At 68.9% G+C, this 12,124-nt stretch carries 14 protein-coding genes; 2 read left to right on the top strand and 12 right to left on the bottom strand.

Features of this window, described 5'->3' with window-relative positions:
• Positions 1 to 29: 29 nt before the first annotated feature.
• From NVV32_RS01490 to NVV32_RS01460, 7 genes are all read right to left on the bottom strand, one after another.
• Positions 30 to 893, bottom strand: a complete 864-nt coding sequence (locus NVV32_RS01490; protein WP_422391119.1) for an oxygenase MpaB family protein — start codon at positions 891 to 893, stop codon at positions 30 to 32.
• Positions 890 to 1,141 carry a helix-turn-helix domain-containing protein gene (locus NVV32_RS01485; RefSeq protein WP_422391118.1) on the bottom strand — a complete coding sequence of 84 codons (252 nt, stop codon included), beginning with the start codon at positions 1,139 to 1,141 and terminating at the stop codon, positions 890 to 892. Before NVV32_RS01485 ends, NVV32_RS01490 begins: the two co-directional genes overlap by 4 nt.
• A complete protein-coding gene (locus NVV32_RS01480) occupies positions 1,141 to 1,638 on the bottom strand; it encodes a DUF2975 domain-containing protein (RefSeq protein WP_422391117.1) in 498 nt (165 codons plus the stop codon). The genes NVV32_RS01485 and NVV32_RS01480 overlap by 1 nt, the downstream gene beginning before the upstream one ends.
• 150 nt (positions 1,639 to 1,788) lie before the next feature.
• Positions 1,789 to 1,992: a helix-turn-helix domain-containing protein gene (locus NVV32_RS01475; RefSeq protein ID WP_055768847.1), complete on the bottom strand. Its 204-nt coding sequence runs from the start codon at positions 1,990 to 1,992 to the stop codon at positions 1,789 to 1,791.
• 214 nt (positions 1,993 to 2,206) lie between these two features.
• Positions 2,207 to 2,626: a DUF3151 domain-containing protein gene (locus NVV32_RS01470; RefSeq protein ID WP_055765474.1), complete on the bottom strand. Its 420-nt coding sequence runs from the start codon at positions 2,624 to 2,626 to the stop codon at positions 2,207 to 2,209.
• Between the two features lie 3 nt (positions 2,627 to 2,629).
• Complete coding sequence (fbaA, locus tag NVV32_RS01465; RefSeq protein WP_055765477.1) at positions 2,630 to 3,649, bottom strand: class II fructose-bisphosphate aldolase; 1,020 nt, start codon at positions 3,647 to 3,649, stop codon at positions 2,630 to 2,632.
• A gap of 89 nt (positions 3,650 to 3,738) precedes the next feature.
• A complete protein-coding gene (locus NVV32_RS01460; RefSeq protein WP_422392076.1) occupies positions 3,739 to 4,410 on the bottom strand; it encodes a TrmH family RNA methyltransferase in 672 nt (223 codons plus the stop codon).
• A gap of 79 nt (positions 4,411 to 4,489) precedes the next feature.
• Here NVV32_RS01460 and NVV32_RS01455 point away from each other — a divergent pair, with 79 nt between their 5' ends.
• On the top strand, positions 4,490 to 5,269 hold the full coding sequence (locus tag NVV32_RS01455) for an HAD-IIA family hydrolase (protein ID WP_055765482.1): 780 nt from the start codon (positions 4,490 to 4,492) through the stop codon (positions 5,267 to 5,269).
• A 26-nt stretch (positions 5,270 to 5,295) separates the two neighbouring features.
• On the opposite strand, the gene NVV32_RS01450 is transcribed toward NVV32_RS01455, so the two are convergent.
• From NVV32_RS01450 to NVV32_RS01430, 5 genes are all read right to left on the bottom strand, one after another.
• The gene (locus NVV32_RS01450; protein WP_422391116.1) at positions 5,296 to 6,294 is read right to left on the bottom strand and encodes an alpha/beta fold hydrolase; all 999 of its coding nucleotides are present in this window, start codon (positions 6,292 to 6,294) and stop codon (positions 5,296 to 5,298) included.
• A 38-nt stretch (positions 6,295 to 6,332) separates the two neighbouring features.
• Positions 6,333 to 6,908, bottom strand: a complete 576-nt coding sequence (pyrE, locus tag NVV32_RS01445; protein ID WP_055765488.1) for an orotate phosphoribosyltransferase — start codon at positions 6,906 to 6,908, stop codon at positions 6,333 to 6,335.
• Positions 6,909 to 6,968: 60 nt separating this feature from the next.
• Entirely contained in the window at positions 6,969 to 8,177 is a 1,209-nt protein-coding gene (locus tag NVV32_RS01440) for an ROK family transcriptional regulator (protein WP_055765490.1), read from the bottom strand.
• 85 nt (positions 8,178 to 8,262) lie between these two features.
• Positions 8,263 to 9,348: an ABC transporter permease gene (locus NVV32_RS01435; protein ID WP_422391115.1), complete on the bottom strand. Its 1,086-nt coding sequence runs from the start codon at positions 9,346 to 9,348 to the stop codon at positions 8,263 to 8,265.
• On the bottom strand, positions 9,345 to 10,865 hold the full coding sequence (locus NVV32_RS01430) for a sugar ABC transporter ATP-binding protein (RefSeq protein ID WP_422391114.1): 1,521 nt from the start codon (positions 10,863 to 10,865) through the stop codon (positions 9,345 to 9,347). Before NVV32_RS01430 ends, NVV32_RS01435 begins: the two co-directional genes overlap by 4 nt.
• 149 nt (positions 10,866 to 11,014) lie before the next feature.
• Here NVV32_RS01430 and NVV32_RS01425 point away from each other — a divergent pair, with 149 nt between their 5' ends.
• Positions 11,015 to 12,058, top strand: a complete 1,044-nt coding sequence (locus NVV32_RS01425) for a substrate-binding domain-containing protein (protein WP_422391113.1) — start codon at positions 11,015 to 11,017, stop codon at positions 12,056 to 12,058.
• Positions 12,059 to 12,124: the final 66 nt, after the last annotated feature.

The raw sequence follows: 12,124 nt of genomic DNA, 5'->3' as shown, positions 1-12,124 counted from the left end.
TCGCGGGGCGCCGCCACGACCTCCCCCTGCTACCGGCCCATCCGATCGCGCGCCACCCGGTAGTGCGGCCAGTGGCGGAGCCGGTCCGGGAGCAGGGGCACGACGACGCGCGCGGCGCGCCGGATGACGGCGAACGCCAGCCGTTCCCGGCGTCGCCAGGGCAACCCGTAGGCCTGCCGCAGGGTCTCGGGGAGGACTGCCGCAGCCAGGACGGACGGGACGGGGCGCAGCGGCCGGGCAACGATCGGCGGTTCCGGCGCGAGGATCTGCCCGGCGATCAGCCGGGCGGTGGGGCCGACGTCGAGCACGTCGCGTACCTGCTCGTCGACGTAGCGCTCGAGGCCCGGGTAGTCCTCGGGCAGGAGCGCCTCGGGAACCCCGAAGACCCGGCCCAGTTGCTTCATGTCGCGGTAGTAGTCCGTCCGCTCCCCGGGCCCGAGCGGGCGCAGGAACCCGTCCGTCACCTCGATCGCCGTCCAGACGAGAGTCGAGAAGACCCAGAGGGCCAGACCCGGATCGAAGGCACTGTAGGCGGTACCGGCGGGCATGGACGCGGCGTCGTCGGGCAGTGTGCCATGGACGGGACGGTGCTTCCCCGCGACCTCCCGTGCCGCGTCCCTGACCTGGCCGTGGTCCCCGAACGTGACGGTCAGGACGGCGTCGAGCGTCCCGCGCAGTCGTTGCAGCGGATCGGAGGCGAAGCCGCTGTGGGCGCGCACGCCCTCGGCGACGAGCGGGTGGGCCACCTGCAGCAGGAGGGCTGCCGGGCCGCCCGCCACGATCAGCCGCTCGCGGGCCACACGCCAGGCCGTGGAGTCGGGACCGAAGAGGCCCGCATCGCCGGGCAGGCCGGGCGCCGGGGCCCCGGGGAAGAACCGGGTCAGGCCCTTCATGCAGGATCCTCGTCCGAGGGGACGCCGCCGGACGCGGAGTCGTCCTCGTCGGTCCACTCCAGCAGGTCGCCGGGCTGGCAGTCGAGCACCCTGCACATCGCTTCGAGCGTGCTGAAGCGGACGGCCTTCGCGCGGCCGTTCTTCAGCACGGCGACATTGGCGGGCGTCAGGCCGATGCGCTCGGCGAACTCCCCGACGCTCATCTTCCGGCGCGCGAGTTCGACGTCGATCCGCACGATGATCGCCATCAGATGACCTCGTCGAGTTCGGTGCGCAGCTGGCGTGCCTCGAGGTCGGTGCGGACGGCCTGCACGAGCAGCGCCCGCAGCACGAGGACGATCAGCGCCACCGCACCGATCATCACCGCCACGCCGCCGATGAGCAGGACGACGCCGGGGGCCACCGCCTCCCCGGGGGCGAGGGCCACGCCGAGTCCGAAGGCCAGCAGGCTCGCGGCGGTGAAGGCCCCGATCACGATGTCCACCAGGCGGAAGGCATCCGTCGAGAAGACCGTGCCGCGCCGCACCATGGTCAGCAGCCCCCACACACAGACGACAACGACCTGCAGGGCGAGGATGCCGAGCACCGTGAGGACGACCAGCGGTGTCCTGATGAGGGCCACGTCGGGGTCGGCGGTCGAGACGTCGAGGGTCAGCAACGAGAGCATCACGACCTGGATGACGACCGAACCGGCGAAGATGAGGCCCAGCACGATGCGCAGGGCCACGACGGTGATGTGGTGCATGACAGCTCCTTCTACTGATGGTCAGCATAAAGCTATCGTTCATCGATCGATATCACAAGCCTAACGACAGACGGATTATGCCCGGCACCGCTCGTGCCGCCGCAGTCCATCAGGTCCTCTCCGGGGACGGGCCGGAGTGGGCCTCCACCCTCAAATCGAGTAGTCGGACCCGCGGTTCGTGGAGTCGATGTAGTCGCGCACCGCGCTCTGCGGCACCCGGTAGGACCTGCCGAACCTGATGCTCTGGATGGTCCCCGATTGCACCAGCCGGTAGACGGTCATCTTCGAGACCCGCATCATCGCCGCTACTTCCGCGACCGTGTACAACTGTCCCGTGGTCACACCTGTCGACATATCCAGCACCGCTCCCGATTCGCCTCACCACGCTCTGTGGAGCCTTTAACTCTGGCCGCACGCGTAACAGCTGCACAAGGAAATGCACTACTCGTTAATGGTTCCGGGCATCACGATTCGGAGTGTGTTAGGACCTGCTTGGCCCAGGGCGCCCGGACAGCAGGACGGGCGGGGGCTCGCGCCGCTCCGCCCGTCCTGAGATCCATGGTCGCCGTCAGTTCGCGAGCTGGGCGCTCGCTTCCGGATCCGATTCCCTGAGGAACACCGCGATCCGCTCGGCCTCCTCGATCTCGCCGATCGACGCCGCGGCACGTCCCAGCGCGTACAGGGCGCGCAGGAAGCCACGGTTCGGTTCGTGCGAGTACGGGACGGGACCCGTACCCCGCCAGCCGTTGCGCCGCAGCGCATCCAGCCCGCGGTGGTAGCCGGTGCGGGCGTAGGCGTAGGACTCGATGGTGCGTCCCTCGCCGTAGGCCTCGTCGGCGAGGATCGCCCAGACCAGCGACGACGTCGGGTGCCTGGCCGCGAGATCCACGGCCTCGTCACCTGCGGCGAGGCGCTCGACGACGTCGGTCTCCTCGGGCAGCAGCGTCGGCTCCGGACCCAGCAGGTTCCTGCGGAACTCGTCCGACACGGGTCAGAGCTTCTTTCCGGCGGACCCGAGCGACGTCGCGGCGGCCACGACGCGGGCCGCGAGGCCGGCCTCGGCGGAGGCGCCCCAGACGCGGGGGTCGTACGTCTTCTTGTTGCCGACCTCGCCGTCGACCTTGAGGACGCCGTCGTAGTTGCGCAGCATGTGGTCCGCGACGGGGCGTGTGAAGGCGTACTGGGTGTCCGTGTCGATGTTCATCTTGATGACGCCGTAGGAGACGGCATCCGCGATCTCCTGGTCGGAGGAACCGGATCCGCCGTGGAAGACGAGGTCGAAGGGCTTGTCCTTGCCGAGCTTCTGCCCCACCTGGTCCTGGATCTCCTTGAGGATCTCCGGCCGCAGCTTCACGCCGCCCGGCTTGTACACGCCGTGCACGTTGCCGAAGGTCAACGCCGTGATGTAGCGGCCGTGCTCGCCTGCGCCGAGGGCATCGATGGTCGCGAGGGCGTCCTCGACCGTGGTGTAGAGCTTGTCGTTGATGGCGTGCTCGACGCCGTCCTCCTCGCCTCCCACGGTGCCGATCTCGACCTCGAGGATGATCTTCGCGGCGGCGGCGCGGGGCAGGATCTCCCGGGCGATGCGCAGGTTCTCCTCGAGCGTCTCCGCGGAGCCGTCCCACATGTGCGAGTTGAAGATGGGGTCGCGGCCGTTCTTCACGGCCTCCTCGGACGCGGCGAGCAGCGGCAGCACGAAGTCGTCCAGCTTGTCCTTGGGGCAGTGGTCGGTGTGCAGGGCGATGTTGACGTCGTACTTCCTGGCCACCTCCTTCGCGAAGGCGGCGAAGCCCAGCGAACCGGCGACCATGTCCTTGACGCTCGCGCCGGACCAGTAGGCGGCGCCGCCCGTCGAGACCTGCACGATGCCGTCCGAGCCGGCCTCGGCGAAGCCGCGCATCGCGGCGTTCAGGGTCTGCGAGGAGGTCACGTTCACTGCCGGGAATGCGAACCCGCCCGCCTTCGCGCGGTCGATCATCTCGGCGTAAACATCAGGGGTTGCTATAGGCATGCTGAGGACTCCTTCGTGGTGGTGAGTGCTTGCCTCATCCTAGCGAGCGGGTCTTCCGGGCGCAGAAGAAGTCGGCCCGGACGGCCCGTTCAGGCGTGCTGGCCGAATACATGGCGCCGCACCCAGCCGTGCATCGCGATGGCGGCCGCGGCGGAGGCGTTGATGGAGCGGGTCGAGCCGAACTGGGCGATCGACAGCGTCGCCTCCGCCGCCTCGTGCACCTCGGGCGTCAGGCCCGGGCCCTCCTGTCCGAAGACGAGGACGCAGCGCTCGGGCAGGTCGTACGTCTCGAGCGGCACCGAGTCGGGGAAGTTGTCGATCCCGATCACCGCGAGGCCCTCCCCTGCCGCCCAGGCGGTGAAGTCCGCGACCGTCGGGTGGTGCCGTACGTGCTGGTAGCGGTCCGTCACCATCGCCCCACGCCGGTTCCACCGTCGTCGTCCGATGATGTGCACCTCCTGGGCGAGGAAGGCGTTGGCCGTGCGCACCACCGAGCCGATGTTGAGATCGTGCTGCCAGTTCTCGATGGCGACGTGGAAGCCGTGCCTGCGTCCGTCGAGGTCCGCGACGATGGCCTCGTGGGTCCAGTAGCGGTACCTGTCCACGACGTTCCGGGTGTCCCCCGCCGCCAGCAGCTCGCGGTCCCAGTGGTCGCCGTCGGGCCACGCGCCCGCCCAGGGACCGACCCCGACCGGGGGCGCACCGGGCGCGCCGTCCCGAGCCGCCGCCGGGTCGTCGTCGGTGCGTCCGGGCTCAGGCAGGGTTTCTTCCACCGTCCCAGCGTAGACGGCGGCAAAGGTGGAAGACTGGCAGCGGACGGCCCACCCCGGAAGGACGAACATGCGCGAGAACGAACACATCGAGTGCTGGCTCACCGACATGGACGGGGTCCTGGTGCACGAGAACCACGCCATCCCCGGCGCGGCCGAACTGATCGACCGATGGGTCGCCACGTCCAAGCGGTTCCTGGTGCTGACGAACAACTCGATCTACACGCCTCGCGACCTCGCGGCCCGCCTGAAGGCATCGGGCCTCGAGATCCCCGAGGAGAACCTCTGGACGTCCGCGCTCGCCACCGCGCAGTTCCTGCGGGACCAGCTGCCGGGCGGCCGCGCCTACGTGATCGGCGAGGCCGGACTGACGACGGCGCTGCACGAGGCAGGCTTCGTCCTCACGGATACGAACCCGGACTACGTGGTGCTCGGCGAGACGCGCACGTACTCGTTCGAGGCGATCACCAAGGCCGTGCGCCTCATCCTCGACGGTGCACGGTTCATCGCGACCAATCCGGACGTCACCGGTCCGTCCAAGGAGGGCCCGCTCCCCGCGACGGGCGCGATCGCCGCGATGATCACGGCGGCGACGAGCCGCGACCCCTACATCGTCGGCAAGCCGAACCCCATGATGTTCCGCTCGGCGATGAACCAGATCGACGCGCACTCCGAGACCACGGCGATGATCGGCGACCGGATGGACACCGACATCATCGCGGGCATGGAGGCCGGGCTGCACACCGTGCTCGTCCTGAGCGGGATCACGCAGCCGGCCGACATCGAGGCCTATCCCTTTCGCCCGGCGCAGATCGTCGACTCCGTCGCGGACCTGATCGACCAGGTCTGACGCGAGCGGACACGGTCGGACCCGCCTCAGAAGTAGCGCTTCCACCCGCCGCCGCCGGGAGCCGGGACGTACGCGTCCTGCACCGCGGTGACGATCGACTGGTAGATACCGGGGTTCCACTGGGGGCTGGCGTGGGCCGGAAGCGCACCCCCGGTGACATAGTCCGTCGCCACCACGTTGTCGGGCAGTGCCCGCGCCCAGCCCGTCCGCGCCGTCGCGTAGTCGACGACGCCGTCGTCCGGGTTGCCGGCGAACACCACCTTCGTGTCCCCGAGGGACAGGCTGAAGCGCGAGACGTCGAAGTGGTAGATGTACGAGGACTCGGACTGGATGAGTTCGCTGCTGGGAGCCAGGGGCGAGACCTGCTCGAGGGTCTGGTCGACGATCTGGCTCCAGGTCCGCTCGTTCTTGTGGACGATCCGCTCGCCGAGCTCGTACGTGCCGCGCAGGCTGATCGGCACGCGGACACCGGCTTCGTAGAGCAGCACCACGCCGTCGAACATGCGCTGGTCCCGCACGTCGAACCGGCTGGACGGGGAGGAATCGAGGAGGACCAGTTCCACGGGGATGCCGCGGTCCCGCAGGCGGGCGGCCACCTCGACCGCCACCATCCCGCCGAAGCTGTGGCCGTAGAAGTACAGCTTCTCGAGCCGGAAGTTGTCGACGTAGCGGTTCATGGTGGCGACCACGTTGTTGATGTCCAAGCCCCTGTTCGAGTACCCCATGACGGCCATCTGTGCACGCCGTGCCAGGGCCGGCCGGAGGGAGTTGAGGATCCAGAGCCCCTCCTCCCAGCTGGTCTTGTACCCGGGGAACAGCACCCAGCGGTCGTTCGGGAAGCGGGCGCGCGCCGCGTCGTCGTCGAGCGGCAGGATCCGCGTCTGCTCGCGCTGGGACTGGATGACCCGCGTGAACGCGAGGTCGGTGCCGACCACAGCGGCGAGCGCCGAGCCGATGAGGAAGGACCGGCGGGAGGACTCGCGGAAGTCGCGGGCACGCTGCAGAGAGAGTGCGTCGTCGTCCACCCGCCGCTCGACTCCGTCCGCGCTGCCGGAGGTGCCCGTCAGGCGAGGCCCAGCTCTTCCTTGCCGAAGGCGAAGAGGTAGGGCACCCCGGCCTCGGACTCGATCCGCTCCTTGGACCCCGTGGTCCTGTCCACGATCACGGCGACCGCCCGGACGTCACCGCCGGCACGGCGCACGCCCTCGACCGCGGTCAGGGCGGAACCGCCCGTGGTGGAGGTGTCCTCGAGGACGACGACGGGACGGCCGGACACGTCCGGCCCCTCGACCTGGCGGCCCATCCCGTGCGTCTTCTGGGTCTTGCGGACCACGAAGGCGTCGATGGGCCGGCCGGCCTGCGCGGCGGCGTGCATGACGGCGTTACCCACCGGATCGGCGCCCATGGTCAGACCGCCGGCAGCCTCGAACGCGATGCCGGCGTCGTCGAGCAGCGCGAGCATGACCCGGCCCACGAGCACCGACGCCTCGTGGTGGAGGGTGATCCGCCGGAGGTCGATGTAGTAGTCCGCCTCGACGCCGCTGGAGAGCGTCACGCGCTCGTGCACCACGGCGAGGTCCTTGATCAGCTCCAGGAGCCGGGAGCGGTCGGAGGTCTGCACGGAGGTCTCGGCGGTCATGCGGCCAGTCTATCGAGAGCGCGTGTCACGCTGCGCACGGGCCAGCGGCGATCGCTGGTCTCAGCCCGGGATCGTCTCCCCGAGGCCGAGGACCATGTCGTCGATCCGCTGGGGGGACATCGCGTCATGGATGGCCAGCATGCTCGCGCCCAGGACGCCCGCATCGATCCCGGAGGACGACTGCACGATCTGCAGGTGCTGCGTGGCGAGGGGGACCGTGCGCGAGTAGACGACCTCACGGATACCGGCGATGAAATGCTCGCCCGTGAGCGCCATCGACCCGCCGATGACGATGACCGACGGATTCATCAGGCTCACGCACGCCGAGAGGACCTCTCCCACATCACGACCGGCCTGGCGCACTGCATGGACCGCGTCCTTGTTCCCGCTTCCCACGAGACGGACGACATCCTCGGCAGTACGGGCGTCCAGCCCGAGCGCACGGAGCTTCGCGGCGACGGCCGGGCCGGAGGCGACGGCCTCGAGGCAGTCCAGGTTTCCGCAGTGGCAGGGGACGCCCGTGCCGTCGTGCACGCGGATGTGCCCGATATCGCCGGCGACACCGTCCGCCCCACGCTGCAGCATGCCGTTGGAGACGATGCCCGAGCCGATGCCCGTGGCGACCTTCACGTAGATCAGCTCACCGGTGTCCGGCCACGCCGCGTTCCGCTCCCCGACGGCCATGACGTTGACATCGTTGTCCACGAGGACCGGGACGTGGAAGTGGTCCTGCAGGTAGCCCGGGACGTCGAAGCGGTTCCAGCCGGGCATGATCGGCGGGTTGATGGGCATGCCCGTCCTGTGCTCCACGGGCCCCGGCACACCGACCCCGATCGCCAGCAGATCCGCGAGGTCGCGGTCCGAGTCCGCCAGCAGTTCGGAGGCCATCTCCACCACCGCATCGAGGACCGCGGTCGGGCCGATGGCCACCTCAATCGAACGAGCGGCTTCACGCAGCTGGTGACCCGTGAGGTCGGTCAGTGCCACGCGCAGGTGCGACGCCCCGATGTCCACACCCAGGACCACCTTGCTCCCCGCCTTGAGGGCGATCCGCGAGGACGGCCGCCCGCCCGTGGAGACGGCATCGTCGACGAAACCGACCAGGCCCAGCTCCATCAGGGATTCGATGCGCAGCGTCACCGTGGAGCGCGCGAGTCCCATCTGGGCGGCGAGCTCGGATCGGGTGCGGGGCCGTCCGTCGCGCAGGATCTGGAAGAGCTCGCTGGCTCCGGAGGAGCCGAGGCCGTTGAAGCTACTTACGTCACGCATCGACTCATTACAGCATGGAAACCGACGGAACAAGGGTCGCCTGGGACGGTGCGTGATCCACCCCTGGTACGCCGCTCCACGGTGATCAGTTCGCCGCCGCCGCGTCCGTGCGGACCGCGTTCTTCAGGCGTCTGCGCGGCCCCTGCGCGGCGAATCGCTGCTGCAGGAGGACGGCCCCCACGAGGATGAGGGCCCGGGCCAGCGCCTGGATGGAGGTGTCGAGGTTGTTCTGGGTGAAGACGTTGATGAGGGTACTGAAGATCAGCACCCCGAGCACGGTGCCCATGATCGTGCCCCGGCCCCCGACGAGCAGGGTCCCGCCGACGACGACGGCGGCGATGACGTCGAGTTCGACGAGCAGCCCGTGCGTGGAGGTACCGGCCGTGGTGCGGCCGAGGTACATGATGCCGCCGATACCCGCCGTGAACCCCGCGAGGACGTAGAGGTACACCAGGTGGCGCCTCACCTTGATGCCGGCCAGCCGGGATGCCTCGAGGTTCCCGCCGATGGCGATGGTGCGCCGACCGAAGGTGGTGCGGTTCAGGAGGAACCAGCCGCCCGCGGCGACCACGGCGAAGATCCAGACCAGGATGGGGACGCCGAGCAGGTCGGCGCGCAGGACCTCGAGGAAGTCACGGTTGCTGACCACCTGCGTCCTGCGGCCCGAGATGAGCTCCGCGAGGCCACGTGCACCGATGAGCATCGCCAGGGTGGCGATGAAGGCCACCACTTTGCCGTACGCGATCAGGACGCCGTTGACGAGCCCGGCAGCGGCACCGACGGCGAGGGCGACGATCACCATGAGGAGCCATGAGGACTGCGCGGCCGCCATCTGCACGCTGGTGAGGCTCGCCACGACCGTCGTCAGGCCGATCACCGACCCGACGGACAGGTCGATCCCGCCGGCGGTGATGACGAAGGTCACGCCGATGCTCACCACACCGATGATCGATGCGTACCGGAGGATCGTGAGCATGTTCTCGAGGTTCAGGAAGCGGTCCCCACTGGTGATCGCTCCCACGACGAGGAGCAGGGCGAGCGCGATGACCAGTCCGAGGTTGCGCCCTGCCGAACCCCGCAGGAAGGCGTGCAGCGGATTGGCCCGCACGGGCCGTCCGTGCTCCGTCGCACGGGGGTTCGGCTCGGCCACCTTCGTGTTCTGCTCGCTCACGCGGCACTTCCCTTCATGATGAGGTCGAGCACGCCGTGCTCGTCCAGGTCGCTGGCGTTCGTCTGGGTGAGGACCCTGCCGTCGTCGATGACGAGCACCGTGTCCGCGAGTCCCAGGACTTCTTCGATCTCACTCGAGATGACGATGATGGCGGTGCCGGCGACGGCGAGCGCACGGATGAGCTCGTAGATCTCGGCCCTCGCTCCGACGTCGACGCCGCGCGTCGGTTCGTCGAGCAGGAGCACCGAGGTGCCGTGCACGAGCCACCGGCCCAGCAGGATCTTCTGCTGATTGCCGCCGGAGAGGGTCCGGGCCGGGCGGTCGGGATCGGCGGGACGCAATTCCAGCGCCGCGATCTGCTCGCGTGCAGCCTGCCGCTCGGCCGCCTCGTCCAGATACCCGGCTCGGGCGAACCGCCCGAAGGTGGACAGCGTGACGTTCTTGAAGACGGGTTCGTCCAGGATGAGTCCCTGGCTCTTGCGCTCCTCCGGGGACAGGCCGATACCGGCATCGACGGCCGCGGTGACGGAGCCCGGGCGAAGGACCTTCCCGTGGACGGTGACCGTCCCCGAGGACGCCTTGCGCGCTCCGTAGATGGTCTCGATGATCTCCGAGCGCTTCGAGCCCACCAGTCCGGCGAGCCCCAGGACCTCACCGGCGCGCAGGGTGAAGCTCAGCCTGTCGAAGTGGCCGTCGAGCTCGAGGTCCTCCACCGTCAGCACGACCGGCGCGTCAGCAGCCGGGGGCCGCCGCTCGGGGAACACGTTCTCGATGTCCCGGCCGGTCATGAGGCGGATCAGCTCGGCTCGCGGGGTGTCCCGGACGTCGAGGCCCGTCGCGGTGCTCCGACCGTCCTTGATGACGGAGATGCGATCACCGATCTGCCTGATCTCCTCCAGCCGGTGGGAGATGTAGACCACGGCGATCCCCTGCGTGGTGAGCTCACGCACCACCCGGAACAGATTGGCGACCTCGCCCGAGTCCAGGATGGCGCTCGGCTCGTCCATGATGATGAGCTTCGTGTCCCGCGACAGCGCGCGAGCCAGGCTGACGATCTGTTTGTTGGCCGCCGACAGCGCCCCGACTTCCGTCGACGGCGACAGCCGACCATGACCGAGACGGTCGAGCAGTGCCCGCGTCAGCCCGTGGGCCTTCCGGACGCGGAGCACTCCCCCGCTGGACACCTCGTGCCCGAGGAAGATGTTCTCGGCGATCGACAGTCCGTCGACCACATCGAGCTCCTGGTACATCGTGGCGATCCCGAGGGCGAGCGCCGCGGTCGGACCGGGCAGGGAGATCGCCTCGCCCTCCCAGTAGATCTGCCCGCCGTCGGGCTGATGGACACCGGACAGCGTCTTGATGAGCGTCGACTTGCCGGCACCGTTCTGGCCCATGACGCAGTGCACCTCCCCCCGGCGCACCTGCAGGTCCACCCCCTTGAGGGCCTGGACCCCGGCGAAGTGCTTGGTGATCCCGCGGACTTCCAGCAGGGGCAGGGACTGATCGTCATCGAACATGTGACGAAGGTAACACGTTATGTCGATTATCGGTGGAAAGCCGTCGATTCCTTCCATGCTTCTGTTACTGTGAGGCAAGTCACGCTGAGTTGCCCCACTCGGGCGAGGATCGCGGCTCTGCCAAGTTCATTACTCAAAGAGGAGAAACCATGCTTGCAGTTCCTGTGAACCGGAGAGTGCTCGTCACGACCGGGGCCTTCATCTCCATCGGCGCCCTCCTGACCGGATGCACACCGGGTGACGACGCGACGAACACCCAGCCGACCAACGCCTCCGCCGAAGGGAACCAGGCCGAGGGGGACACCGTGGTGATCGGCTTCTCGGGGCCGGCGGCGGACCACGGATGGCTCGGTGCCATCAACGCGGCGGCGCTCGCCACGGCCGAGGAGTTCCCCGACATCGACCTGCGCGTGGCGGAGGGGACCAACGACGCCAATCTGCAGATCAGCCAGGTGGAACAGTTCATCAACGACGGCGTCGACGCCATCGTGCTGCTTCCGACCGACGGCGCGGCGCTGACACCCGTCGCCACCCAGGCCATGGAGGCGGGCATCCCCGTCATCAACGTCGACCGCGAGTTCTCCAGCTCCTTCGCAGCACGTGCCACGGTCCTGGGCGACAACTACGGGATGGGCGTCAGCGCCGGGACCTACATCTGCGAGAAGCTCGGCGGGAACGAGGACGCGGTCGTCGCGGAGATCGCGGGCATCGACTCCCTGCCGCTGACGCAGGACCGTAGTCAGGGCTTCGCCGATGCGCTCGAGTCCTGCGGACTCGACGTGGACAACCGGGTCGCCGCCGACTTCACGGTCCAGGGCGGCGAGGCGACGACGTCGCAGCTCCTCTCCGCGGCACCGAAGATCGACGCCATCTGGAACCACGACGACGATCAGGGGATCGGCGTCCTCGCCGCCATCGACAATGCCGGGCGGGACGAGTTCTTCATGGTCGGCGGAGCCGGCTCAGCCAACGCCATGCGCGAGATCCAGTCCGGCGAGAGCGTGCTCGAAGCAACGGTGATCTACCCGTCCACCCAGGCAGCCGACGGCATCCGCATGGCACGCCTGATCGCCCAGGACAAGGCCATGAGCGACCTCGTGGAAGTCGAGGTGCCCAAGCGCGTCGTCCTGAACGCCCCGGTGGTGACGAGCGACAACGTCGACCGCTACCTGCCCACCGCCTTCGAATCCTAGGCCCGGGGGATCGAGGGGGCATCCCGGTCTTCACGGACCGGGGTGCCCTGACCCCGCGCCGACCCA

Origin of the sequence: Arthrobacter sp. N1, assembly GCF_048288285.1 — a bacterium.
Lineage (GTDB): Bacteria > Actinomycetota > Actinomycetes > Actinomycetales > Micrococcaceae > Arthrobacter_D.
This window is presented reverse-complemented; position numbering and strand designations above follow the sequence as displayed.